This is a genomic window from Sphingobium sp. B10D7B (genome assembly GCF_025961955.1).
In the GTDB taxonomy this organism is placed as follows: domain Bacteria; phylum Pseudomonadota; class Alphaproteobacteria; order Sphingomonadales; family Sphingomonadaceae; genus Sphingobium.
The window spans coordinates 1-25,448 of record NZ_JAOQOQ010000001.1; the positions used below are offsets into that span (position 1 = coordinate 1).

General features: G+C 65.3%; 24 protein-coding genes. 15 read left to right on the plus strand and 9 right to left on the minus strand.

Annotated features, from left to right (window positions below; all coding sequences use genetic code 11):
- Positions 1 to 1,176 (minus strand): AI-2E family transporter (locus M2331_RS00005; RefSeq protein WP_264592228.1); only part of this gene is annotated, 1,176 nt, incomplete at its 3' end.
- A gap of 89 nt (positions 1,177 to 1,265) precedes the next feature.
- Positions 1,266 to 2,303 (minus strand): quinone-dependent dihydroorotate dehydrogenase, encoded by a 1,038-nt coding sequence (locus M2331_RS00010; protein WP_181558406.1) that lies wholly within the window; start codon positions 2,301 to 2,303, stop codon positions 1,266 to 1,268.
- 371 nt (positions 2,304 to 2,674) lie between these two features.
- Here M2331_RS00010 and M2331_RS00015 point away from each other — a divergent pair, with 371 nt between their 5' ends.
- From M2331_RS00015 to M2331_RS00060, 10 genes are all read left to right on the plus strand, one after another.
- Complete coding sequence (locus tag M2331_RS00015; RefSeq protein WP_181558407.1) at positions 2,675 to 3,553, plus strand: AraC family transcriptional regulator; 879 nt, start codon at positions 2,675 to 2,677, stop codon at positions 3,551 to 3,553.
- Positions 3,554 to 3,704: 151 nt separating this feature from the next.
- Positions 3,705 to 4,193, plus strand: coding sequence for an RrF2 family transcriptional regulator (locus M2331_RS00020; protein ID WP_181558408.1), 489 nt, complete (start codon positions 3,705 to 3,707; stop codon positions 4,191 to 4,193).
- Entirely contained in the window at positions 4,190 to 5,677 is a 1,488-nt protein-coding gene (sufB, locus tag M2331_RS00025; protein WP_181558409.1) for a Fe-S cluster assembly protein SufB, read from the plus strand. Before M2331_RS00020 ends, sufB begins: the two co-directional genes overlap by 4 nt.
- 153 nt (positions 5,678 to 5,830) lie before the next feature.
- Complete coding sequence (locus tag M2331_RS00030) at positions 5,831 to 6,298, plus strand: hypothetical protein (protein WP_181558410.1); 468 nt, start codon at positions 5,831 to 5,833, stop codon at positions 6,296 to 6,298.
- A complete protein-coding gene (gene sufC, locus M2331_RS00035) occupies positions 6,298 to 7,044 on the plus strand; it encodes a Fe-S cluster assembly ATPase SufC (RefSeq protein WP_181558411.1) in 747 nt (248 codons plus the stop codon). The genes M2331_RS00030 and sufC overlap by 1 nt, the downstream gene beginning before the upstream one ends.
- Complete coding sequence (locus tag M2331_RS00040) at positions 7,041 to 7,385, plus strand: hypothetical protein (protein ID WP_181558412.1); 345 nt, start codon at positions 7,041 to 7,043, stop codon at positions 7,383 to 7,385. The genes sufC and M2331_RS00040 overlap by 4 nt, the downstream gene beginning before the upstream one ends.
- A complete protein-coding gene (locus M2331_RS00045) occupies positions 7,385 to 8,137 on the plus strand; it encodes a SufD family Fe-S cluster assembly protein (protein ID WP_181561269.1) in 753 nt (250 codons plus the stop codon). Before M2331_RS00040 ends, M2331_RS00045 begins: the two co-directional genes overlap by 1 nt.
- Positions 8,138 to 8,437: 300 nt before the next feature.
- Entirely contained in the window at positions 8,438 to 9,649 is a 1,212-nt protein-coding gene (locus tag M2331_RS00050) for a cysteine desulfurase (protein WP_181561270.1), read from the plus strand.
- Positions 9,646 to 10,143, plus strand: a complete 498-nt coding sequence (locus tag M2331_RS00055; protein WP_181558413.1) for an SUF system Fe-S cluster assembly protein — start codon at positions 9,646 to 9,648, stop codon at positions 10,141 to 10,143. Before M2331_RS00050 ends, M2331_RS00055 begins: the two co-directional genes overlap by 4 nt.
- Before the next feature lie 96 nt (positions 10,144 to 10,239).
- Positions 10,240 to 10,599: a HesB/IscA family protein gene (locus M2331_RS00060; RefSeq protein ID WP_181558414.1), complete on the plus strand. Its 360-nt coding sequence runs from the start codon at positions 10,240 to 10,242 to the stop codon at positions 10,597 to 10,599.
- Between the two features lie 151 nt (positions 10,600 to 10,750).
- On the opposite strand, the gene M2331_RS00065 is transcribed toward M2331_RS00060, so the two are convergent.
- Complete coding sequence (locus M2331_RS00065) at positions 10,751 to 13,006, minus strand: S8 family peptidase (protein ID WP_181558415.1); 2,256 nt, start codon at positions 13,004 to 13,006, stop codon at positions 10,751 to 10,753.
- A 246-nt stretch (positions 13,007 to 13,252) separates the two neighbouring features.
- On the opposite strand from M2331_RS00065, the gene M2331_RS00070 reads away from it, so the two are divergent.
- Positions 13,253 to 14,719, plus strand: a complete 1,467-nt coding sequence (locus M2331_RS00070) for a carotenoid oxygenase family protein (RefSeq protein WP_181558416.1) — start codon at positions 13,253 to 13,255, stop codon at positions 14,717 to 14,719.
- Between the two features lie 157 nt (positions 14,720 to 14,876).
- Here M2331_RS00070 and M2331_RS00075 read toward each other — a convergent pair whose 3' ends face one another.
- From M2331_RS00075 to M2331_RS00090, 4 genes are all read right to left on the minus strand, one after another.
- Entirely contained in the window at positions 14,877 to 17,327 is a 2,451-nt protein-coding gene (locus tag M2331_RS00075) for a TonB-dependent receptor (protein ID WP_181558417.1), read from the minus strand.
- A gap of 104 nt (positions 17,328 to 17,431) precedes the next feature.
- Positions 17,432 to 17,608, minus strand: a complete 177-nt coding sequence (locus tag M2331_RS00080) for a YezD family protein (RefSeq protein WP_181558418.1) — start codon at positions 17,606 to 17,608, stop codon at positions 17,432 to 17,434.
- Positions 17,609 to 17,740: 132 nt separating this feature from the next.
- Positions 17,741 to 18,232: a nuclear transport factor 2 family protein gene (locus M2331_RS00085; RefSeq protein ID WP_181558419.1), complete on the minus strand. Its 492-nt coding sequence runs from the start codon at positions 18,230 to 18,232 to the stop codon at positions 17,741 to 17,743.
- Positions 18,229 to 18,789 carry a nuclear transport factor 2 family protein gene (locus M2331_RS00090; RefSeq protein WP_181558420.1) on the minus strand — a complete coding sequence of 187 codons (561 nt, stop codon included), beginning with the start codon at positions 18,787 to 18,789 and terminating at the stop codon, positions 18,229 to 18,231. Before M2331_RS00090 ends, M2331_RS00085 begins: the two co-directional genes overlap by 4 nt.
- 169 nt (positions 18,790 to 18,958) lie before the next feature.
- On the opposite strand from M2331_RS00090, the gene M2331_RS00095 reads away from it, so the two are divergent.
- Positions 18,959 to 19,966 (plus strand): aldo/keto reductase, encoded by a 1,008-nt coding sequence (locus M2331_RS00095; protein WP_181558421.1) that lies wholly within the window; start codon positions 18,959 to 18,961, stop codon positions 19,964 to 19,966.
- 2 nt (positions 19,967 to 19,968) lie between these two features.
- Positions 19,969 to 20,892, plus strand: coding sequence for a hypothetical protein (locus M2331_RS00100; RefSeq protein WP_181558422.1), 924 nt, complete (start codon positions 19,969 to 19,971; stop codon positions 20,890 to 20,892).
- Here the strand turns inward: M2331_RS00100 and ald are convergent.
- The gene (gene ald, locus M2331_RS00105) at positions 20,889 to 22,007 is read right to left on the minus strand and encodes an alanine dehydrogenase (RefSeq protein WP_181558423.1); all 1,119 of its coding nucleotides are present in this window, start codon (positions 22,005 to 22,007) and stop codon (positions 20,889 to 20,891) included. The two genes, M2331_RS00100 and ald, sit on opposite strands and share 4 nt — an antisense overlap.
- A 92-nt stretch (positions 22,008 to 22,099) precedes the next feature.
- The gene (locus M2331_RS00110; RefSeq protein WP_181558424.1) at positions 22,100 to 22,738 is read right to left on the minus strand and encodes a TetR/AcrR family transcriptional regulator; all 639 of its coding nucleotides are present in this window, start codon (positions 22,736 to 22,738) and stop codon (positions 22,100 to 22,102) included.
- 90 nt (positions 22,739 to 22,828) lie between these two features.
- On the opposite strand from M2331_RS00110, the gene M2331_RS00115 reads away from it, so the two are divergent.
- On the plus strand, positions 22,829 to 24,301 hold the full coding sequence (locus M2331_RS00115; protein ID WP_181558425.1) for an efflux transporter outer membrane subunit: 1,473 nt from the start codon (positions 22,829 to 22,831) through the stop codon (positions 24,299 to 24,301).
- Positions 24,294 to 25,448, plus strand: a complete 1,155-nt coding sequence (locus M2331_RS00120; RefSeq protein ID WP_181558426.1) for an HlyD family efflux transporter periplasmic adaptor subunit — start codon at positions 24,294 to 24,296, stop codon at positions 25,446 to 25,448. Before M2331_RS00115 ends, M2331_RS00120 begins: the two co-directional genes overlap by 8 nt.

Genomic DNA, 25,448 nt, shown 5'->3' on the forward strand with positions numbered 1-25,448 from the left:
AGCCGGCTTCTGCGTGCCTGTCGCATCGGTGCGCAAGCGCGCTTCCACCTCGCCGACCGGCACGGAAGCGGCATCCGGCAGGTCGTCTGGCTCCGTGATGGGGAGCGCAGCCTCATCCTGCCCGCGCATCCCGGCCACGATGTTCCAGGTGGCGATGAACAGGGCAGCGATAACCGGACCGATCACCAGCCCGCTGAAGCCGAACAGTTGCAGCCCCCCCAGCGTGGTGATGAGCACCAGATAGTCCGGCATCCTGGTATCCCGCCCGACGAGGATCGGCCGCAGCAGATTATCCACCATCCCGATCACGAAGATGCCGCAGAAGATGAGGATGAGCGCTTGGGCCAGCGCGCCGCTGACCAGCAGGTAGACTGCGACCGGCACCCAGACGATGCCGGTACCCACGGCGGGCAGCAGCGAGAAGAAGCCCATCATCACGCCCCACAGCAAGGCGCCTTCGACGCCTAGCAGCCAGAACACGACCCCGCCGATGAAGCCCTGCACGATGGCGACGATAATGCTGCCCTTCACGGTCGCGCGGATCACCAGCACGAACTGGCGGAGCAGTTCCCGGCGCGGGCCATCGCGCAGTGGCGTCCGCTTGATCACGCTCTCCATGAGCGTCTCGCCGTCGCGTAGGAGGAAATAGGTGAGATAGAGCATGACGGTGAACGCGATGAACAGGCTGAACGCACTCTGGCCGATGTTGACGGCCTGCGCTGCCACGAACTGGAAGCTGTCTGCCGCCGCTTCGCGCAGCCGCTCTTGCGCGGCATTGAAATTGTCGAGCCCGTAACGCTGGAGCCAGCTTTCGGACCAAGCGGGCATGCTGGCGCGCAGATCATCGAACAATTGCGCGAAGTTGATCTCGCCGGACTGGATCCGCGCGTAGAACACGCTCGCTTCCTGGATCAGCGCGATGGTGAGCAGCAGCGCCGGTACGATCACCAGTGCGATGATGAGCAGCAACGTCAGGCCGGCAGCGGCGCTGGGCCAGCGCGGCATGATGTCGCGAATCTCGCGATGCACCGGCTGGAACAGGATGGCGATGATCACGCCCCACAGGATCGCCTGGAAATAAGGCTCCAGAATGAACGCGAAGGCGACCGTGATGAGGATGACCAGCGCGAGAAAGGCGTGATCCTCGATCTTGCGGGGCGGTGGGCTGGCATCCATGCTGGGCGAATTCCGTTCAGTTCGTCTGGCGCGACCTCATCGCAAAAACAGCGCAAAGGCAATGTCGATCCGTTGAGGTCGGCGATTCCTCAGCGCGTATCGACCCCGACGGCCTGGCTGATCGACGTGAACCCATCCCGCCGCAAGAGATCGGCGAGACCGGCATTGATGCGCGCGGGCAGATACGGCCCCTCATAGACCATCGCCGAATAGAGCTGGATGAGGCTCGCGCCGGCGCGGATGCGGGCATAGGCCTGCTCGGCGGTACGGATGCCGCCGGCGCCGATCAACGGCAGCCGGTCGCCGAGGCGCTGGCGGAAATCGCGCAGGCGGCCAAGGGCCATATCATGCAGCGGTGCGCCGGACAGGCCACCCGATTCCCCGGCATTGGCGGAGCGGAGGGAGGCCGGACGGCTGATCGTGGTGTTCGTTACGATCAGTCCGTCGATGCGGTGCTGCAAAGCCAGTTCCGCGATGTCGTCGACGTCCGCCGGCTCGAGATCGGGTGCGATCTTGAGCAGCATCGGCGGCCCATCCTCTGCACGCGCGGCCATCACGCGGCCGAGCAGGGCGTCGAGCGCGCCCCTGTCCTGCAGGGCGCGCAGGCCGGGGGTATTGGGCGAGGACACATTGACGGTGAGGTAATGGCAATGGGGGCTCATGGCCCGCACGCCTTCCTCATAATCGGCAATGCGGTCCTCGGTATCCTTGTTGGCGCCGATGTTGATGCCGATGATCAGCCCCCGTGGCTTGCCGCGTCGACCGAGCCTGGCGCAGGCCGCCGGTTGCCCGCCATTGTTGAACCCCAGCCGGTTGATGATGCCGCCATCCTCGACCAGCCGGAAAATGCGCGGGCGTGGATTGCCGACCTGTGGGCGCGGGGTCAGCGTCCCCAATTCTCCAAAGCCGAAGCCGAGCGCGCCGACCCGGTCAATCACGTCGCCATTCTTGTCGAACCCGGCAGCGAGGCCGACCGGGCTGGCGAAGTCCAGTCCGAACAGGCGTTGGGCCAGAATTGGGTCCGGCTTCGGCGCGGGAGGGAGCGGCAGGCGCAGCGCGGCAAGCGCGAGGCCATGTGCGCGCTCCGCATCGAGCGCGAACAGGAGAGGGCGGAGCTTCTGGTACATGCCGCGCGCTATGCCAGCGCTCAGTCAAGCGGTCAAAGGGCAGCGCAACGGAGCCGTGGCGTGGAATCTCCACCGGGCTGCGATTCGCATTATCATGACGATTCCGTCCAATCCAAGCTGAACGAATCGCGTTACGGCGAGACTGCGACCCGAAGGGCTCTTGGTCATTTGGCTCAGAGACCTTGAACTTTAGCGGTCTGGCGGGTGATATTGCCTGCCGGGCCGCTTTTTTATTTGCCGCATCAGCGATTTGTGCGAAAGGTCGGTCAGGGTGGAGCACGCGATGGCGTGGCCTTGGCCCTGCCGAACTGCCAGTCCTTCCGATCGAACATTTCGGCTCGTCTTTCCCTGGAGAGTGGTCAGGGTCGCGCGTGCGTCACAGATTCTCCGTTGCCGATACTGCGGACATGGTAGCGCTCAGCTACTTCGTTCCCCCTGTCGATCTGGCCCACTATTTTGGCGCTATGTACCTGTTCACGGCGGATCAGCCGCGCGTGGCGGACCATACCCGTGCGGACTTCGCGCAAATCCGCTTCATGCTCGCCGGCTCGGGCGCCTATCGGTTCGTGGACGGGCACCGGGCGGAGACCCCTGAATGCTGCCTGCTCGGCGCGACCAGCGCGGCGACGCATTTCGATGTGCACGGGCCTTTGCAGGTCTTCGGCGTTTCCGTTCTACCGCTGGGCTGGGCGGCGCTGCGGGCGGGCGATGCGGATGCGGCATCCGATGATGTCGTCGATCTCGCTGCCCGGTTCGGCCCGGGCTGGACCGACATGCTCTCGGCGCTGCGGAGGATCGATGATCCCGGCAGCGCGGAAGATATCTTCTGGGCTTTTATCCGCGATCACCTTCATCCCGTCCCGGATGCAGAGCGCAAATTCATCGAGGTCGTGGACCGCTGGCTGGCAGACGAACAGTCGCCGCGGGTCGAGGTGCTGCAGGAGACGACGGGCCTTTCCGCGCGCCAGCTCGCGCGCTGGTGCAACCGCCTGTACGGCGCGCCGCCCAAATATCTGGCGCGAAAGTATCGGGCGCTGCGCTGTGCCCAGGTTCTGGCGCGCGAAGATCTGGAATGGGCGGAAGTGAGCGGTGATGCCTTCTATGACCAATCGCATTTCATTCGCGAGATCAAGCATTTCACGGGTCTCACGCCCACGGAGCTGCGCGAGCGGGCCAGCATCGTGATTCGTCTCTCAATGAAGCGCGCGGAGCTGAAGGACGGGATCGCCAAGCTGAGTCAGATCAGCTGACTCGCCAGCCGCTGTCGCCTGCCCGCCCGTGATGGCGTAACAGAAGCGCCCGCGCTGCGAATTGCTCTGCTTTCGGGCTTGATTTCCGCCGAGCGTCGGCCCATTTGCGCAATCAGACCGATTTACTCCGATTTGAGAGTCGTTTGCAAACATGCGCCTGTCGAGCCTTGCCGATTATGCCGTGCTGATGATGCGGACCGCCGCCTCGCAGTGCGGTGGCGCGCGTGCGAATGCGGCGAGCCTCTCGGTCAAGGCCGGCATTCCGGTGCCGACGGGACAGAAGCTTGCGAGCCTGCTCGGCCGGGCCGGACTGATCAAGGCGACGCGCGGCAGCGGCGGCGGCATCAAGCTGGCGCGCCCGGCAGCGGCGATCACGCTGGCCGACATCATCGAGGCGGTGGATGGCCCGATCGCGCTCACTGGCTGCCTCGAGCCGCACGGGGCGGAATGCTGCGCCCTCTCGCAGCCCTGTGACATCCGCCCGCACTGGATCGGCGTCAACGCGCTGGTCCGCGATGCGCTGGCGCATGTCACGCTGGCCCATCTCATCGCTTCCCCTGAAACGCTGCCGGTTGCGGCTTTCTCGCCTCCGGGCCTGACTGGCCCTGCAAGCGCAACCGCCATGGAGTCCGTGCAATGACTGCCCCGGTCGATACCCGCCCCAAGAATGAAGATGCGCTCGCCGCCGCCAAGAAGGTGAGCGACTATGAGTGGGGCTTCAGTTCGGACATCGAGCAGGAGTTCGCGCCCAAGGGCCTGAGCGAGGACACTGTCCGCTTCATCTCGGCCAAGAAGAACGAGCCGGAATGGATGCTGGAGTGGCGCCTCAAGGCCTATCGCCATTGGCTGACGATGGACTCGCCGGATTGGGCGAAGCTCAACGTGCCGCCGATCGATTATCAGGACGCCTATTATTATGCGGCGCCCAAGAAAAAGGTCGAACTGGGCAGCCTGGACGAGCTCGATCCGGAAATCCGCCGGACTTACGAGAAGCTCGGCATCCCCATCGAGGAGCAGAAGGTGCTCGCCAATGTCGCGGGCGCGCGCCGGGTTGCTGTGGATGCTGTGTTCGACAGCGTTTCCGTTGCGACCACCTTCCGCAAGGAACTGGAGGAAGCCGGCGTCATCTTCCGCTCGATCAGCGAGGCGATCCGCGAGTTCCCCGAGCTGGTGAAGAAGTGGCTGGGCAAGGTCGTGCCGATGCATGACAACTACTTCGCCACATTGAACTGCGCGGTCTTCTCGGATGGCACCTTTGTCTACATTCCGGAGGGCGTCCGCTGCCCGATGGAGCTCTCCACCTATTTCCGGATCAATGCCGAGAATACCGGCCAGTTCGAGCGCACGCTGATCGTCGCGGACAAGGGCAGCTATGTCTCCTATCTGGAAGGCTGCACCGCCCCGCAGCGCGACGAGAACCAGCTCCACGCTGCCGTGGTCGAGCTGGTCGCGCTCGATGATGCCGAGATCAAATATTCGACCGTGCAGAACTGGTATCCCGGCGATGCTGAGGGCAAGGGCGGCATCTACAATTTCGTCACCAAGCGCGCGCTCTGCCAGGGGCGCAATAGCAAGGTGAGCTGGACTCAGGTGGAAACCGGCAGCGCGATCACCTGGAAATATCCCAGCTGCGTGCTGAACGGCGAGAACAGCGTCGGCGAGTTCTACTCGGTGGCGGTGACCAACAATCGCCAGCAGGCCGATACCGGCACCAAGATGATCCACAACGGCAAGAATACCCGGTCGACGATCGTCTCCAAGGGCATCAGCGCGGGGAAATCCAACGGCACCTATCGCGGCCTTGTGCGGATGAGCGCCAATGCCGAGGGCGCGCGCAACTTCACCCAGTGCGATTCGCTGCTGCTGGGTGACCAGTGCGGCGCCCACACCGTGCCCTATATCGAGGTGAAGAACCCGAGCGCCATCGTCGAGCATGAGGCGACGACGAGCAAGATCAGCGACGATCAGCTCTTCTACGCCCTGCAGCGCGGGCTGGATCAGGAAGCGGCGGTGAGCCTGATCGTCAACGGCTTCGCCAAGGACGTGCTCCAGCAACTGCCGATGGAATTCGCGGTGGAAGCACAGAAGCTGCTGGGGATTTCGCTGGAAGGTTCTGTGGGGTGACCTCTACCTTGTCCTCCCACGTCATGCCGGACCTGATCCGGCATCCCGCCTCTTACGACGCGGCGCCGAAAGGTAGCTGGACCCCGGATCAAGTCCGGGGTGACGAACATTAAACACCCTCTCCTTGAGTGGGCTTTTACAGGAACGAGACTTTTGAGCGACGAAGACGATATCCAGGATGCCCTCGCCGATTTCGCGGAAGATGTCGGCAACGGCCAGTCATGGACGGCGGCGATCCGCATCCTGACCGAGGATTACGAACTGGAAGAGGGCGAGCTTCAGCCGCGTGCCGTCAAGGATTTCGGCGATCTCGATGCTTATCAGGCGCAGTGCCGCGAGGCGCTCGCCAAGGGCGATGCGACGTTCACCGAGCGGCTGCGGACGGACAAGGCGTTCCACAAGGCCAAGGCGCCCAATCTCGCGCGCATGGGGCCGGTGAGCGAGTTCGTCGTGGGCTTGCTGGAGAAGGGCGCGCCGGAGCCGGGCGCCGACTGGTGGCCCTATATGCCGATCAAGCGGCACATCGACACGCTGTTCCCTGCTCCCGGCGACGTGCGTGACATGGCCTTCTGGACGGCCCGCACGCTCATCCGCCAGCACGAGCAGGAAGGCGCGCGCTGATGCTGACCATCGACAATCTCCACACCGAAATTGACGGCAAGGCGATCCTCAAGGGGCTGAGCCTCTCGATCAATGCGGGCGAGATCCATGCGATCATGGGGCCGAACGGCGCAGGCAAGTCCACGCTGGCCTATACGCTTGGCGGTCGGCCCGGTTATGAAGCGACGCAGGGCAGCGTCTCGTTCAACGGTATCGATCTGCTCGACATGGCGCCGCATGAGCGCGCCGCCGCCGGCTTGTTCCTCGGCTTCCAATATCCGGTCGAGATTCCCGGCGTCTCCAATGTCCAGTTCCTGCGCGAGGCGTTGAACAGCCAGCGCCGCGTCCGCGGGGAAGAGCCGCTGTCCGCCGCCGATTTCCTGCGGCTGGCGCGCGAGAAGGCGGCGCTGCTCGGCATGGACATGGAGATGCTCAAGCGCCCGGTGAATGTGGGCTTTTCCGGCGGCGAGAAGAAGCGCGCCGAGATGGTCCATATGGGCATATTGGACCCCAAGCTGGCGATTCTCGACGAGACCGATTCCGGCCTCGATATCGATGCGCTCAAGACCGTGGGCGCAGGGATCAACGCGATCATGCGCGCGCCGGACAAGGCCGTGCTGCTCATCACCCATTATCAGCGCCTGCTCGATTATGTGCAGCCGGACTTCGTGCACGTGCTCGCCGCCGGCCGCATCGTGAAATCGGGCGGACCGGAACTGGCGCTCGCGCTGGAGAAGGACGGCTATGCCGAGGTGGTCGCCGCATGAGTTTGATTGCCGCCTTGATGCTCGCGCAGAGCGCCGTCGCTGCGCCGCCGGTGCCGAATGAGGGCGCGACCGATGAGGAGATCACCGTCATCGCGCAGCGGCTGCGCGGCGTCCAGGTGGGCGTCACGCGTGACGCAGCGGGCAAATATCACTGCGGGTTGAGTGAATCGACCGGCGTGCGCAAGCTCGACGAGGCCTTGTGCAAGGCCACCACGCAATGCGTGCGCAAAGGCAAGGCGTCGCAGGGCGAGGTGCGCGCCTGTGTGGACAAGGCCCGGCCCTCGTTGGTCGCGCGCATTCGCGAGTATCTGTCGACCGAGCGGGCGGGAGGCGGCGCATGATGGCATCGGCAACGCTCCCCACGCGCCGCGACGAGGCCTGGCGCTATAGCGACCTCGATGCCGTGGCGCAGGTCTGGCCCGTGGGCGCTCCCGAGCGGATCGTCGTCGCGCCCGGTGAAGTGCGCACGCTGGCGCTGCTGCAGGATGGCGCGGACGGCGAGAGCATCGTGCGCGATCATCTGGTCGAGATCGGCGCGGGCGGCACGCTCAACGTCCATCTGCTGAACAGCGGCGGCACGCTGGGCCGTGTCACCTTCGACGTAACGTTGGCGCGCCATGCGCATTTCGAGCTGAAGGCGGCGTTGATCGGTGGCGCCGCGCAGACCATCGAACTGGTGACGACGCTCAACCATGCCGAGCCGGAAGCGACCAGTGCACAGACCGTGCGGGCGATCGCGGCGGGCAAGGCGACGACCAATTATCTCGGGCAGATCCGCGTCGCGCGCGATGCGCAGAAGACCGATGCCGCGCAGAGCTTCAAGGCGATGCTGCTCGGCCGCACCGCCACGGCCAATGCCAAGCCGGAGCTGGAGATCTTCGCCGATGACGTGAAGTGCGCCCATGGCGCCAGCATCGGCCAGCTTGATGCCGCTGCCCTGTTCTACATGGCTTCGCGCGGGATCGATCCGACAAGCGCCAAGGCGCTGTTGCTCGAAGCCTTCATCGCCGGGCTGTTCGACGACATGGCCGACGAGGCCGAGCGCGAGCGGTTCGCGACCGTGGCGCGGGCTAGGCTGGAGGCGCTGGGATGATGGGGCGTGCTGCTCTTCTGAATGGTTCGCTGGCTTCTGCCGCCCCCATGCTCCTGCGAAGGCAGGAGACTAGGGCGCAACCGACTGCCCTTGCCCCCTGGGCTCCTGCCTTCGCAGGAGCACGGAAAGGGACGGTGCTGGGTGTGTCTCGACTTCGCTCGACACGAACGGGAGCGTGGGCGTGATCGGGTTATTCCGGCCTCGGGTTCGCGCTCGCGCGCTCTATTCGGAGATGTCAGCGTGATGACGACCAAGACCCCGTTCGTGTCGAGCGAAGTCGAGACACCCTCCTCCGCAACCATGAGCGCGCTTCACAGCCGCCGCACCGATTTCCCCGGTCTCGTCACCGCTGATGGCAAGCCCTGGCACTATCTCGATACCGCCGCCACGGCACAGAAGCCGCAGGCGGTGATCGACGCCACGGTGCGGGCAATGGGCGCGGACTATGCGACGGTCCATCGCGGCGTCTACGCGCGGTCGGCGGACATGACGCTGGCTTTCGAGGCCGCGCGTCGTCGCGTGGCGGAGTTCATCAACGCACCGAGCGAGAACGAGATCGTGTTCGTGCGCGGCGCGACCGAGGGGATCAATCTCGTCGCGCAGAGTTGGGGCGGCGCCAATCTCAAGGCCGGCGACCGCATCCTGCTCTCGACGCTCGAGCATCACAGCAATATCGTGCCCTGGCAGCTCATTGCGCAGCGGACCGGTGCGCAAATCGACGTCGTGCCGCTGACGCCGGATGGTCGCATCGATCTGGATGCCATGGCGGCGATGCTCCGCCCGGAGCACAAGCTCGTGGCACTTGCGCATGTCTCCAATGTGCTCGGCAGCGTGCTGGACGTGCGGCGCGCGGCAGAGATTGCCCATGGCGCCGGGGCGCTGCTGCTGGTCGATGGCTGTCAGGCCGCACCGCGTCTCGCCATCGATGTGCAGGCGCTGGGCTGCGATTTCTATCTCTTCTCCGGCCACAAGTTGTACGGCCCGACCGGCATCGGCGTACTGTGGGCGCGGGGCGCAATCCTCGAGGCCATGCCGCCTTATCATGGCGGCGGCGCGATGATCGACAAGGTGACCTTCGCGCGCACCACTTATGCACCGCCCCCGGCGCGGTTCGAGGCTGGGACGCCTGCGATCATCGAGACGATCGGGCTGGCGGCGGCAATCGATTATGTCGAGGCGATCGGGCTTGATCGCATGGCTGCCCATGAGGATGCGCTGGTCGCACGCACGCGCGAGGCGTTGCGCGGCATCAACACCATCCGCCTGCTCGGGCCGGAGGATGCAGCGGGAATCGTCTCTTTCGTGATGGAGGGGGTTCATCCCCACGACATCGGCACTATCTTGGATGAGAGCGGCGTGGCGATCCGCGCGGGCCATCACTGCGCGCAGCCGCTCATGGCGCATCTCGGCGTCGAGGCGACGGCGAGGGCCAGCTTCGGGATTTACAATGATGAAAGCGATATCGAGGCGCTGCTGCGTGGCCTCGATCGGGTCAGGACGATATTCGGATGAATGACGAGAGCAGAATCAGGACCGAGGAAGTCGAAGGCGTCGCTCCGCCGCCGCGCGCTCGCGTGAGCGATGTGGTGGAGGATGCTTCCGGCGTTGCGGAAAACGCCTCGGACAAGGTCGCCCGCAAGCGCGATTATCTGGAGGGCTTTCTCGCCCAGAAGCCCAGCGATGCGCCCGCAGGTGAGCCGGGCGGCGCGACCTATGATGCGGTGATCGATGCGCTCAAGAGCATCTTCGATCCGGAAATCCCCGTGAACATCTATGATCTCGGGCTGATCTACGGGGTCGAGGTGGGCGAGGACAATCATGTCGCCGTGACCATGACGCTCACGACGCCGCATTGCCCGGTCGCAGAATCGATGCCCGGCGAAGTGGAAATGCGCGTGGGATCGGTGCCCGGCGTCGGGCTGGTGGACGTCAACCTCGTCTGGGACCCGCCATGGGACCCGCAGAAGATGAGCGACGAAGCCAAGCTGGAACTGGGGATGTTATAAACACTTAGCCCCTCCCCTTCAGGGGAGGGGTTGGGGTGGGGGCTGGCGGTTATTTCCCCGACCTGCCCGACCGGAGTTACTGTGAAGGACGGAGCCATGACCACGACCACCACCAAGCGCCCTCTGCCTGCCGCCGTCACGCTGACGCCGGCCGCCGAGCAGCGTGTTGCGGACCTGATGGCCAAGGCGCCTGAGGGCACGATGGGCGTCAAGCTCTCCACGCCGCGCCGGGGCTGCTCGGGGCTGGCCTATTCCGTCGACTATGTGAGCGAGGTCGCGCCGTTCGATGAGCGGATCGAGACGCCCGGCGGCCTGTTCTTCATCGATGCCGCCTCGGTGCTCTACCTCATCGGCTCGACCATGGACTGGGTGGAAGACGATTTCACCGCCGGCTTCGTGTTCAACAATCCCAATGCCAAGGGCGCCTGCGGCTGCGGCGAAAGCTTCACCGTCTGAAGGCGGGCAGTTCTCCCCTCTAGATTCCCGCGCACGCGGGAATCTAGAGGCGCAATCGCAGTTCGGCTGAGTTCTGGATTCCCGCGTTCGCGGGAATGACAGGAACAGGGGGGCTCGGTTTGGCCAGCCCACGTTCGGCAGCAGTCGAGCCTCAGAACCCTACCGACCAACGCAGGGCCATGCCCAGTTCATCGGGTATGGCCGCGATGTTGCCGCCCTGCTCGCGCAGGAAGAGGTTGGCGCCCAGCCAGCCGGGGCCGATGCCGCGCCCATAGCTCAGCTCATAATCGCGCTGGCGGCCGCGCGGCACGAGGTTGAGCGGCACGCTCGCGTCGGTCGCCATTTGCTGCTCCCAGTCCCAGGTCTGCGGTACGATCAGCGTGAAGCGGCTGGCGATGACACGCAGCGGCTGGGAGATGCGCAGACCCAGCAGATCGCCGGGCGCGAAGAGATCGCCACGGGCCAGATCGGCCGACCAGCTTTGGCTGACCAGCGATCCGCCTTCGCGCAAGGCTCCGCCGGCCGCGGCGCGGGTCCAGCCGCGCTGCCAGTTGGCCGAGAGGCGGACGGCGCCCGGCAGGTCGGCGCGCGCACCCAACCGCGTAAACAGGCTACGCGCCGACTGTGCACCGAAATTGGCGGAGAAGCGGGCGCCGAGCAGCGTGGCCTGCTCGTCCAGCATCGTCGTCCCGGCAGTGAGGCCGATCGCCCCGCGCTGATAGTCGAGCGAGAGCGACGCCGCATGATAGGGCGTGGCGCGCCACTGCTCGGCATCCGCGAGAGCGGCACGTTGCATATCGCCCCGCTCGAACCCGCCGATGACGGTCAGCGCCGGTGACAGCTGCTGCGAGACGATGAGGGCGGCTTGCGCCTGCTGGTCGGCATGATCGACATCGAAGCCATGATCCGCCATCAGGAAGCTGGGGCCGGCACGGTCGGCGAGGCGCTGTTCCAGGGCGGCGATGCCCGTCCGCAGGCCCAACATCACGCGCGCGTGGGGCGCGATCTGCGCGCTCAGCGTGCCGGAGAGCAGCCGGGTGCGGGCCTCGTCCGACTGACGGAACGCGAAGGGGTCGCGCGTGGTGCGGGCCTCGACCGTCGGACGGAGATTGAGCGAAAGGCTGAGCGCCGGCGTCCCGAGGTTGAGATGGCGCTGGGCGGTGTCGAGCGCGACGGCGAACTCACGGCGCGGTGCAGGGCGGGCGAAGCGCGGGGTCAGGTCCACGCGATAGGCGCGCTGATAATCGTCCAGCGCAACCGCATCCAGCGCGGCAGGCGTGGCGTCGCCCATCGGTGCGGACAGTGTGCTGGTCGAAAGGGGTGAGAGCGCGATCTGTGTGCCAGCCATGCTGAGCGTGCCGACCGGCTGGAACGCCTTGGCGATATCCAGGATGCCCACGCCATAGCGCGCATCGGCGCCCGGCGCGCCGACATCGCGCGCGCTGTTCTTGAGCAGCGCAACGATCTGCGCGCTGGTGAGATTGGGGAAGGCATCCGCCAGCAGCGCAGCGGCGCCGGCCACCTGCGGCGCGGCAAACGATGTGCCGGAATAGAGATAGTCGGTGCCGGTGTGATCGAAGGACAGGACGCGACTGCCGAGCGCGGCGATGCTCACGCTCTCGAAGCCGGCAACACCGGCCGAGAAGCTGCTCACCGTATCATTGCTGTTTACCGATGGCGCGATGATCACGAGGCCGTTGCTATAGGCCGGGTTGGCAAAGGATTGCGCCAGCTCGTCCGGCGCGGCCATCATGGGCTGGCCGTCCTCGTTATTGCCGGCGGAAATGACGATGATGATGCCGGCCTGGGTGGCGCGCTTCACCGCCTGCAGCAGATAATTGGGAGCCGCGCCACCGCCGAGCGAGACGTTGATGATCCGCGCGCCATTGATCCGGGCATGGTCGATGGCGTTGGCGATGGCCGTGGTGCTGTGCTTGCATCCATCGGCGTCGCAGTCGGACTGGTCGTCGGTTCGCAACGCCATCACGGTCGCGCCCCAGGCCATGCCCATCACGCGCCGGTTGTTGCGTCCCGCGGCGAGCACGGCCGAGACCGCCGTGCCATGGCCCTCCACATCCGCATAGCTGCTATTGCCGGCAAAGTCCGCGGAGGCGGCGCTGATCCGGCCGGTGAACTCGCCGGTCGGATCCGACAGGCCGCTGTCCACCACGCCGACCGTCACACCCGCGCCGCTGGCGCCCGCCTGATAGGCAGTAATCGCGCCATGATAAGGCAGGCCGGAAGAGTTGCGGTATTCGCTGGTGTCGTAATTGACGGTGCTGGGGGTCGGCGCGGGCGTGGGTGCCGGGGTCGGAGTCGGTGTCGGTGTGGGAGCCGGCGCGGGTGTGGGCGTCGAGTTGAGCGCGCCACCGCCACCCCCGCAGCCGGCCAGCGTCAGCAGTGCCATCACTGAGCCGAAAGCGATCCCATGTCGCATGATTGCAGGTTCCCCGTCCGCGCAACGATGCGCGCTGCGACACTAGCGTCGCCTGGTTAACGAGCTGTTTCGCAAAAACAGGGCTGCGAGGGCGCGGTTGCCAGCCTGTCCAATCAGGCGACGAGATGATCCAGGCGTGGATTGCGCTCGATCAATTTCTGCAGATGCGCGGGCCGGTAGATCAGGCGCGAGAGAGAGAATCGAGGAGAGCGACGCATGGCCCATTTCCCCAACACGTTCGGTTTCACCGGTACACTTCGCCCGCTCCGTTTGCAGGGCGACATTCACGACGTCGAAATCGAGGGGGAAGTCCCCGCCGATCTGGATGGCGCCTTCCACCGCGTCCACCCGGACAATCAGTTCGCGCCCAAATTCGAGGACGACCAGTTCTTCAATGGCGACGGCATGGTCAGCATGTTCCGGGTCAAGGATGGCAAGGTCGATTTCCGCCAGCGTTATGCGCAGACCGACAAGTGGAAGCTGGAGAACAAGGCCGGCAAGTCGCTGTTCGGCATGTACCGCAATCCCCTGACCGACGACCCGAGCGTCGAGGGGCAGATTCGCGGCACCGCCAATACCAATGTGCTGGTCCATGCCGGCAAGCTCTACGCCATGAAGGAGGACAGCCCCTGCCTGCTCATGGACCCGAACACGCTGGAGACCCATGGCTATACCGATTTCGGCGGGCGGATCGACAGCAAGACCTTCTGCGCCCACCCGAAGATCGACCCGGCGACCGGCAATATGTGTGCCTTCTCCTACATGTCCAAAGGGCCGATGACCCATGACATGAGCTATATGGAAATCTCGCCAATCGGCGAGCTGTTGTTCGAGATTCCCTTCCAGAACAAATATCTGTGCATGATGCACGATTTCGGCGTGACGGAAGATTATGCGGTCTTCTCGGTCATGCCGCTGCTCACCAGCATGGAGCGGCTGGAAAAGCGCCTGCCCTATTTCGGGTTCGATACCACCCAGCCGGTCTGGCTTGCCGTGCTTCCGCGACAGGCGGGCGCCACGGCCGCCGACATGCGCTGGTTCAAGGCGCCATCCAACTGCTTCGTGGGCCATGTGATGAACGCCTTCAACGAGGGCACGCGGATTTACTTCGATCATCCGGTGGCGGCCAACAACAGCTTCCCCTTCTTCCCGGATATTCACGGCGCGCCGTTCGACCCCATTGCCGGCTTGGGCTATCTCAGCCGCTGGAGCGTCGACATGGCGTCCAACAGTGATGAGTTCGAGAGCATCGAGAAGCTGACCAATCTCGCCGACGAGTTCCCCCGGATCGATGACCGCTATGCCACGCAAGCCTATCGCCATGGCTGGATGCTCGTGATGGATCGCGAGAAACCCTATGAAGGTCCGGGCGGGCCGTTCGTCGGCATGATCAACAGCCTGGCTCATATCGATCTGGCGACGGGGAGCACCAAGATCTGGTGGCCCGGGCCGCAATGCGGCATCCAGGAGCCCTGCTTCGTTCCGAAATCGGCGGATGCTCCGGAAGGCGATGGCTATGTCATCGCGCTGGTCGACAATCACGTGACCAATTATTCGGAGCTGTGCTTCTTCGATGCCCAGCATGTCGACGAGGGACCGATCGCCCGGGCTAAGCTGCCGATGCGTATCCGGCAGGGTTTGCATGGCAACTGGTCGACTGGGGCGCAACTGGCGGGGATTTGAAGGGGCCGCGCGCCTCTCCCAATGCCGCTGACCAAATCTCGTTCTACCTCCCGTTCGTGTCGAGCGAAGTCGAGACACGGAAGCACAGCTCTGGCGTGTCTCGACTTCGCTCGGCACGAACGGGGAAGGGCATGGTCAGCCCTCCCCCGCCCCGTGACTAGAACGAGACCTTCACCGTCGCGCCCCAGGTGCGCGGGTCACCTGGCAGCCCCGCGATCAGGCCGGTATTGCCGGGGCCGACGAACAGCTGCTCGTAATAGTTCTCGTTAAAAGCATTCCGCACCCATCCGAAGATGTCGAGGCCGGCATCCGTCCGAAAGCCGAGCCGGACGTTCGACAGGCTGTAGCCGTCGATCCAGGTGTAGGCCGAGGGAGAGGCGTTGGACGAGAAGTTGGAGCGATAACTGCCGTCGTAGCCGAGATAGACTTCGCCGGTCTGGCCGAGCAGCGTGGCCGGCACATTGCCTTCTGCGCCGAAGGAGAGCGCCCATTTGGAGACGCCCGGCAGGCGCTGGCCGGAGATGTCGCAATTGGCCGGGCTGAAGCCACCGGGCGTGCCCGGCGCGCTCGGCGCATTGCTTCCGGCCGCCGTGCCGCCCGAAAGCTCCGGCGGGCAGGGCGCGTCGACGAAGCGCCGATAGGTGGCATCCGTGTAGGCGCCATTCACATAGGCATTGAAGCGCTGGCTCGGGCGCACCGAGAAGTCGACCTCCACGCCTTGCGAGCGGACCTTGTCGGCATTGGCGAGGTAACCGCGTAGCACCCCGAACTGGCCGTTGTTCACCGTGGCCTGATAGTCCTTGATGTCGGTGCGGAAGGCCGAGACGTTGAGCGTCGCGCGGCGATCCCAGAACTGCGCCTTGATGCCGGCCTCGAAATGCTGGACCTGCTCGGGCCGGATCTGCCCGGCGGCAAGGATCGGATTGCCGGCGGCATCGGTGGGCAGGCCGTTCTGGTTGATGCCGACCGTCTTGAAGGTCTTGGCATAGGTCGCATAGGTCAGAATGTCCGGGGCCACGCGGTAGCTCACTGTGAGGTCGTAGCTGAAGTTCCAGTCGCTGGCCTCCGGCGCGCTGAGCTGCGGGGTAAAGACACCGAGCTGCGCCGCACGCACCGCGCCCGTGTCCGTCGCGAGGATTTCCACGCCCTGCCCATCGAAGACGCGGCGCTGGTAGAAGCCTTCCTTCTTGTCATAGTTGAGGCGCAGGCCCGGCTGGATGGTCAGCGCGTCGGTGGCCTTCCAGGCCAGCTGGCCGAACAGCGCCAGGCTGGTGCTCTTGAGATATTGCGTGTTGCGCGCGGTCAGCCCGTTGAGCACAGCCGGCTGGTTGGCCAGCGCACTGGTCGGGTTCAGCGTCCAGCGGCTGGATGCCGAACCATGCTGCTCGGTCCCCTGCGTGTCGATCCGCTGGTTGAAGGCAAAGGCGCCGAGGACGAAATCGAACTGCTTGCCGCTGTAATTGTAGCGCAGCTCCTGCGTATACTGGTCCTGCTGGGAGGGGTTCTGCGAGAGCGTGACGACCGGCAATCCGGTGAAATCGCGGTCGTTCTCGGGCTTCCAGTTCCAGCTGCGCCAGGCCGTCACGGAGGTGAGCGTGCCGGGGCCGACATCCCACTTCAGCCGCAGGGCGACGCCGCCGATGACGTTACCGGCATTGAGGCTGGCATCCAGATCGGTCAGGCGGTCGAACCCGTTGAGGCTGGGCGGGGCGTAGTTCTGCGCGGCAGCCAGCGCCGCGAACTGGCGATTGAGCGGGCGCTGCGTGGCGCCGGTGCGCACGAACACGGAGCCGCAGCAGATGGCATCCTGCTTGCTGTAATCGCCGACCAGGGTGGCGCTGAAGGTATCGGTGGGCTTCCAGAGCAACTGCCCGCGCAGGCCGATATTGTCCTGGCTCTGAATCCAGCGGTCGGTCGTGACATTATAGATCGTGCCACGCCGGCTGGTGCTGGAGACGGCGATGCGCGCGGCCAGCGTGTCCGAGAGAGGGCCGGAAATGGCGGCCTTAGCCTGCTTGAAGTTCAGGTTGCCGACGCTGACCTCCGCCTTGCCTTCAAAGTCGAAAGTCGGCTGGTTGGTGGTGATATTGATCGCCCCGGCTGTGGTGTTCTTGCCGTAAAGCGTGCCCTGCGGCCCGCGCAGCACTTCAATCTGCGCAACGTCGAGAAAGTCGAAGGTGGCCGAGGCGACGCGCGAATAATAGACGTCATCGACATAGATGCCGACCCCCTGCTCGAAGCCGTCGCTGGTGAGGCCGAAGGGCACGCCGATGCCGCGGATGTTCACGGCCGTGTTGCGCGGGTTGGACGAATAGAATTGCAGCGTGGGCGCAAGCTGCTGGAGACGGCCGACATTGAAGGCCCCGGTGCTGTCGAGCTGGGCGCCGCCGACGACGGAGACGGCAATGGGGATTTCCTGCGAGGTTTCGGAGCGCCGGCGCGCCGTCACCACGATATCCTGCGGGGCGCTGCGGTCTTCATGCGGGGCGGCCGTGCTGTGGGAGCCGTTCGCGGGCGCTGCGCCTGCGGTTTCGTCCGCTTGTGCGGTGCCATGAAAGAGAAGAGCTGCGGCGAGCGCGCTCAACGAAAGAAGTGGTCTGTTGACCATGGTGAAATCCCCTTGTTTGGAAAAGGGATGCCTCCAGTGGTCCGGTCAGCATCATGCTATGGGTCTGTTATCGGTGCGGGCGGTCAGCGGCCCGACGGAAAGGGTCAGGCGGTCAGCCTGGTCTTCTCGGTTACCTCGATCTGGACGAGGCGGCCTTCGTGCACAGTCAAATGCACGGCGCCGAATTTGAGGCGGTCAAGATGCTGCCGGATCAGAGAGAGCGCGCTGCCATGGGGGTCATCCCCGCTCTGGGCAGCGAAATGGGGCGTGGGTGTAGACATCGGCCGTTCCTCCTGTTTTGCCGGGTCGGAGGCACTAACTTAACTCAATCGATTATATTGACAATAGGATTGCGATGAACATTTGCTTTTCCGCGAGGAACGGCAGCTTCCTCCTGCGCCGCCCCAGCTCCGCTAAGGTCGGCGCGCAGGCATGAGCCCCTTCACAGACCGGCGCGCGAAAACCCAGCGGCCGTCTTCGCGGACCAGATCGTCCTCATAGGCGGCCATAAGCATGGGCGTGGGCCGGTTCCGCTCATCCGGCACGACGTAGAGCGACATGGATGTCGCCCTCGCGCTGTCCGCGCCGGTGAAGGTCACGACCTCGTTGAAGAACAGGTGATAATTCGGCTCTGCAAAGCCCATGGCATTGCCGGCGAAGACCTTGCGCATCATTTCGCCGGCAGCCGGCCCCCGCGCTTCTGCGCCACCGCCCGCGGCATAGACGCCATCCTTACCGAACAGTCGCCCGAACCCCGCGAAGTCGCGCGCGTCGAGCGTGCTGCCATAAGCGACGAGCAGCGCGTGGATGGCGGCCCGATCGGCGGTTTCGTCGCGCTGGGCGCTGGCCGGAAGAGCGGCGCCGGCGAGCAGCGCGATGGCAGCGATGGGGCGCAACGCGATCATTGCGCGGCCTGGCGCGCGCGGACGACCTTCATCCATTCCTCGGCGGTGGGCATCACCGGATAATCGACGCGGCGCCGGATTTTCCATTCGCCATTCTCGCGGATGAATTCGTCCTCATAGCGGCCCGCGAGCGCCGGCACCGGCTCGCCATTCGGGCCGCGCCAGATGAGCAGGTGGCGCGAGTGCGCAGTCGCCCGGTCACCGTCGATGTCGATCTGGATGTTGGACGTGAGGTGATAGTTCTCGTTGTTCACGAAGCCCGCGGGCGGCGTGCCATAGAGGTTGACGAGCAACTGCCGGATTGCCGCGCGCCCCTTGTGGACGGCCTTGCCGTTCGCCCATTCGCCATCAGTGGCAAACAGGTTCGCATAGGCGGTATAGTCGCGGGCATCCTGCGTGGCGGCATAATCGACGATGATGCGCCGGATCGCCAGCTCATCTTCCACTCGCTGCAGCCGTTGCTCGACGGTGAGCGGCGCCTTTGGCGTCTCCGCCAGGCTCGCCCCGCTCAGTCCTGCCATGGCCAGCATGCCTGCCGCTATAATTGCATCACGCATCGCACTCTCCCTCTGTTCTATGCGCCCTTGCCGGGCATCATCGAGCGGAGGCTAATGGCCGAAGATGGAAATTTGAATGGATGCGCTGTCCTCAAGGCTGACGGCGATTGCTTAGCATGGTAGCGATTGCCAATCGCACGATGGTGTCAGGAGGGAGAGGAGAGGGACTATGGAATATCGCTATCTGGGGCGCAGCGCCCTCAAGGTCTCGCCGCTTTGCCTTGGCACCATGATGTTCGGCGGCGCGACCGACGAGCCCACGGCGACGCGGATCATCCACAAGGCGCGGGATCAGGGGATCAATTTTCTCGACACCGCCGATGGCTATAATGGCGGCCAGTCGGAGGAAGTGGTGGGCCGAGCGATCCGCGACCATCGGCATCATTGGGTCGTCGCCACCAAATTCGGCCATGCCTTCGGGAAGGGGCCGAATGAGGGCGGGCAATCGCGCAAATGGATCGTGCAGGATGTCGAGGCGAGCCTCAAGCGGCTGGGCACCGACTATATCGACCTCCTTTATTTCCATAAGGCCGATCCTCATGCGCCCTTCGAGGAAGGGTTGCGGGCGATTGACGATCTAATCGCGCAGGGGAAGCTGCGTTATTATGGCGTGTCGAACTTTCGCGGCTGGCGCATTGCCGAGATCTGCCGCGCGGCGGACGCCATTGGCATGGACCGGCCGATCGCCAGCCAGCCACTGTATAACATGGTCGATCGCCTCGTTGAGGTGGAGCAGATGCCCGCCGCTGGCCATTATGGCCTGGGCGTGGTGCCCTACAGCCCGTTGGCCCGGGGCGTGCTGAGCGGCAAATATGCCGGTGACGGGCCGCCGCCGGCCGATTCCCGCGCTGCGCGAGGCGACATCCGTCTCAAGCAGACCGAATGGCGCACCGAATCGCTGGCCATTGCCGAGGCGGTGAATGCCCATGCTGCCGCCAAGGGGGTCAGCACCGTCGCCTTCGCGCTGGCTTGGGTACTGCGCAACCGCTTTGTCAGCGCCGCGATTGCCGGCCCGCGCACCGAGGCGCAGTGGGATGCCTATCTGGATGCACTGAGCGTGCCGATGGGCCCCGAGGACGAGGCCTTTGCCGACGGACTGGTGGCCCCCGGTTATGCCTCCACCCATGGCTATACCGATCCGGCCTATCCCATCGAGGGCCGGCAGGTGCGGGACTGAGCATGGCCGCTGCGGCGGATATCTACGCGGCCCCGGCGGTATCGGTCGATGCGCTGCATGATCGGCTCTATTGCGGCGATATTGTCCGCTTCGGGGCGCTTCCGGCGATGCGGGCGCTCGCGGATCATGCGCGCGCCTTCGTGGAGCAGCACCTCGCGCCCCACGATCCAGAGCGCATTCACGAGGCGCTGGACAGGGTGGCGCTGGCCGAGACGCTCGACGCCGTGCAGCGCGCCTTCTCCAATGATGCGCAAGCCAAGCACTTATGGCGCGCGCTGTTCGAGGCGGTGGGGTTGCAGGCCGACGACGTGGCTCGGGATCGGCTGCTGCTGCGCTTCCAGCCGCCAGTGCCGGCGGATAACCAGCCGCACAGCGCGCGCAGCACGGCGACGGTCGGCTTTCATCGCGATAGTTGGGGCACCAATCTGGCGGCGCAGGTCAACTGGTGGGCACCGGTCTGGCCGATCACAAGCGGGCGCACCTTTGCGTTTCTCCCCGAGCTGTTCGACCGGCCGATCCCGAATGACAGTGCCGATTTCGATCTCTCCGAGGCGATGGCCCGGCGGCGCACCGGCAGTGCCTCGGCCGATCGCGGCCGCATGGCGCCGCGCCCGCTCGCCCCCATCGATGCCGCTCAGGGCATGCCGGTGCTGATCGCGCCGGGCGAGATCATCGCCTTCTCCGCGCAGCACGCGCATGTCGGGGTGGAAAACCGGACCGGGCTGACGCGCATATCGCTGGAGACCCGCACCGTTCGGATCAGCGATCATCTGGCAGGGCGCGGCGCGCCGAATGTCGATGGTCGCGCCCGCTGGATTGCCTATGCGCTGTTCCGGCGGCTCAGCGATGGCAGACCGCTGGCCGATGTGCTGGGCGTCAGCCCGTTGATGCCCTTTGGCGAGGGGCCGACCGTTTCCGGGATCTAGAGGCCGAGCACGGCCTTCACCGGCTCCACCTCATAACCCAGCGCCTCCGCGACGGCGGGGCAGCTGACCTTGCCGGCATGAACATTGAGGCCATTGGCCAGATGCGGGTCGCGGGCAAGCGCGGCGCGCCAGCCGAGATCGGCGATGCTGAGCGCATGGGGCAGGGTGACGTTGTTCAGCGCGTAGGTGCTCGTCCGCGCCACGGCGCCGGGCATGTTGGCGACGCAATAATGCACGATGCCATCCACGATGAAGGTCGGCTCGGCATGGGTGGTGGGCCGGCTCATCTCGAAACAGCCGCCCTGATCGATCGCGACATCGACGAGCACCGCGCCGCTCTTCATGGACGAGAGCATGTCGCGTGAGACCAGCTTTGGCGCAGTGGCACCGGGTACCAGCACCGCGCCGATCACCAGATCCGCATCGACAAGGCTTTCCGCAAGCGCCGCGCGGCCCGAGAAGCGAGTCTTCGCGCGCCCCTCGAAGTGGGTGCCGAGGCGCTCCAGAACATCCGGATTGCGGTCGAGAATCGTCACGTCGGCGCCCAATCCTGTGGCCATTTGCGCGGCATTGAAGCCGACCACGCCGCCTCCGAGAATGACCACCTTGGCCGGCAGGACGCCCGGCACGCCGCCGAGCAGAACGCCGCGCCCGCCATGCGCCTTCTCAAGCGCGGTCGCGCCGGCCTGTATGCTCATCCGCCCGGCCACCTGGCTCATCGGTTTGAGCAAGGGCAGCGTGCCGTTGGGCCCGGTCACCGTTTCATAGGCGATGGCCGTCACGCCGGAGCGAACCAAATCGGCAGTCTGGGCGGCATCGGGGGCGAGATGGAGATAGGTGTAGAGGATCTGCCCGGGCCAAAGCATCGCGCGCTCCTCTGCCTGCGGCTCCTTGACCTTGACGACCATCTCGCACTGCCCGAACACCGTCCGCGCATCAGGCTGAATGATCGCACCGGCGGCGCGATAATCCTCATCGCTGCTGCCGATGCCCAAACCGGCGGCCTGTTCGACCCAGACTTCATGGCCATGCGCCACCAGTTCCCGCACGCTCTCCGGGGTGAGGCCGACACGATATTCGTGGTTCTTGATTTCCCTGACTGTCCCGATGCGCATCGAATTTCTCCTGTCTTCTGCACATAGGAGAGGATGTGTTGGAGACAATGAGGCGGCGGGTCGCGCGGGGGCGACGATGCGCCGCCTGGATCTCAGGTGCCCCGCGCGTAGGCCCGCATGAAGATGTGCGTGAAGCGCAGCGCATAGACGTCAATCTCGGCGTCGTTCAGTCGCTCGAATCCCCAGATCGCCCGCATGTGCTGGCCGATGCACAGGCCCATCAGGGCTTCGACCATGACTGCGGGGTCTTCCTCGATCAGCGCGCCGCTGGCGACTTGCCGGGCAAAGAAAGCCTGCAATGCGCCTTGGACGGGCCGGGCGGCCCGCTCATGGAAAATCTTGCCGACCTCGGGAAAGCGCCCACTCTCCGCAACGACCAGCCGCCAGGTGGCCTGCCCATCGGGTGACGTGATCTTGCGCAGGAAGGCGCGACAGAAGGCGATGAGCGTGCACTCAAGATCGGCTTTCGTTGCCAGCACATCCTGAATCTCGGCGCGAAACTGCAGGCTGACTTCCTCAACGACGGCGGCGAACAGGTCTTCCTTGGATCGGAAATAGCCCCACAACGTCGCTTTGGAGCCGCCAAGCGTCTTGAGCAGGCCGGACATCGACGTGCCGGCATAACCATGCTCCAGAAATGAGGTGCGCGCAGCATCGACAATGGCCTGCCGGCGGTCCTGCTTGCGGCTTTCCCGGCGCGTGACGGCGAGTGTTTCAGTATCCTGCTCCATAACCGTACTATACAGTACAGTTTTCTGTTGACAACCCCGTCATTGAGGATCAGAGCGCTGACTGTACCCAACAGTACGGTTTTTCGACTCATGGCCACGACTTTCCTGTCCCGACGCGCTGGTGCCCTGCTCGCGATGCTGGCTCTCCCCGGCTGCGCGGCCGTCCCCCATATGGGGCCGGCACCGGCGATCGCGCCGGCCGACCATTACGCGGCGAGCCAGAGCCTGACTCCGACCGCCCCAGGCGCGCCCTGGGTCAAGGCGGATTGGTGGACCAGCTATGGCGACCCGCAGCTCGACGGGCTGATTCAGGAGGCGCTGGCCGGATCGCCGGATCTCGCGGTCGCGTTAGCGCGCGTCCGCCGGGCCGAGGCGATCGCCCAGCAGTCCGGCGCGGCCCGCTTGCCCTCGCTCGATGTGTCGGCCGGCGGCTCCGCTGCCAAGCAAAGCTATAATAACGGCATTCCGCCGGCCTTCGTGCCGCAGGGCTGGAACAGCTCGGGCAATGTCCACGCCGCGCTCGGCTTCGATCTTGACCTCTGGGGTCGCAATCGCGCGGCCTATGCCGCTGCCCGCTCGGATGCCGAGGCGGCGCAGCTCGATTATCAGCAGGCGGCGCTGATGCTCTCCACCAATGTCGCGGATGCCTATGCCGATCTGGCGCGGCTGTTCGCGCAGCGGGCGGTTCTGCAGACGGCGCTGGAGGTGCGCGAGAAGACGCAGGGCCTGGTGAGCGATCGCGTGACCTCCGGCCTCGATACCCAGGCAGAGCTCAAGCAGGCCAGCGCTGCCGTTCCGGCCGCCCGCAGCGATCTCGCCGCGACGGATGAGCAGATCGGGCTGGCTCGCAATCGGCTGGCAGCCCTGCTCGGCGCCGGCCCGGATCGCGGTTTGGCGATCATGCCGCCGGCCGTGACCATCGCGGCGCGGGGCATTCCCGAGAATGTCACGACCGATCTGGTCGGCCGCCGGCCCGACATTGCCGCCGCGCGGGTGCGGGTGGAGGCCGAGGCGAGCCGCATCAAGGTTGCCCGCGCCGATTTCTATCCCGCTATCAACCTGTCCGCGATCTTCGGCTTTCAGTCGCTCGGGCTATCCAACCTGTTCAAGAGCGGCTCCGACTATGGCAGTGTTGGTCCGGCGATCACCCTGCCGATCTTTCGCGGCGGCGCACTGCAAGGGCAGTATAAAGGCGCCCGCGCCGGCTATGACGAGGCCGTGGCGAGCTACGACCGGACCGTGACCGACGCCTATCGCGCCGTCGCAGATGCCGTCGTCAGCCAGCGCGCGCTGGCCGTTCAGCTTGACCAATCGCGCAAGTCGCTCGCGGATTTCGACGCGGCTTATGCGATTGCCACGCAGCGATATGAAGGCGGGCTCTCCACCTTCCTCGATGTGCTAACCGCGCAGGATCGTGCGCTGCAGGCCAAGCGCATCGTGGCTGACCTTCAGGCGCGGGCCTTCACGCTCGACGTCGCACTCGTCCGTGCGCTTGGCGGCGGATTTACCGATACGGGCACGGCTGCCCACACGATGCCCACCAAGGATGCTACCCATGGCTGAAGCTGACCCTCACTTCCCCGCGGCTACTGCAACGCAAACGTCGGACGCTGCGCCCTCCCATAGTCGGCGTAAGACGGCTTTGCTGGCGATTGCCGGCGCGGTTCTGCTCGCGGGCATCGGCTATGGCGGATGGTATGCCGCCATCGGTAGCCATTATGTCGAGACCGACAATGCCTATGTCGGCGCGGATACTGCGCAGATCACCCCCATGGTCGGCGGGCAAGTCGCCGCCGTGCTCAAGACGGACACGGACAGCGTGAAGGCGGGCGATATCCTGGTCCGTCTGGATGATCGCGATGCGCAGATTGCCCTCGCCACCGCACAGGCCGAGCTGGCCAAGGCACGCCGCCAGTTCGGACAGGCGAGCGCGACGAGCAATGCACTGTCCGATCAGGTTCTGGCCCGGGGCGCGGACATCCGCAGCACGCAGGCCCAACTCGTCGCGGCGCAGGCCTCGTTCGAGAAGGCGCAGGTCGATTATAGCCGGCGCAAGGCGCTCTCCGCCAATGGCGCAGTCTCCGGTGATGAGCTGACGTCGGCGACCAATGCGCTGGCCAGCGCGCGTGCCGCGCTGGAGCAGGCCAAGGCCGCCATGGCGCAGGCCAGCGCGTCGCGCGGGGTTGCCGCGGGCAATCTCGCCGCCAATGACGCGTTGATCCAGGGCAGCACGGTTGAGACCAATCCGGATGTGCTCGCCGCCAAGGCAAAAGTCCGTCAGGCCGAGCTCGATCTTGAGCGAACCGTCATCCGCGCGCCCATCGATGGCGTCATCGCCAACCGGACCGTGCAGGTGGGCCAGCGCATCGCGCCGGGCGCGACGGTGATGCGCGTCGTGCCGGTCGGTCAGGTCTATGTCGATGCCAATTTCAAGGAAAGCCAGCTCACCAAGGTGAAGCCGGGCCAGCCGGTGACGCTGGTCTCCGACCTGTACGGCAGCAGCGTCGAATATCATGGCCGTGTCGTCGGCTTTTCGGGTGGCACCGGATCGGCCTTCGCGCTGATCCCCGCCCAGAATGCGACGGGCAACTGGATCAAGGTGGTGCAGCGCCTGCCAGTGCGCGTCGCGCTCGACGCCAAGGAGCTGGCCGCGCATCCGCTGCGAGTCGGGCTCTCGATGACCGCCGAGGTCGATACATCGGCGCAGTGA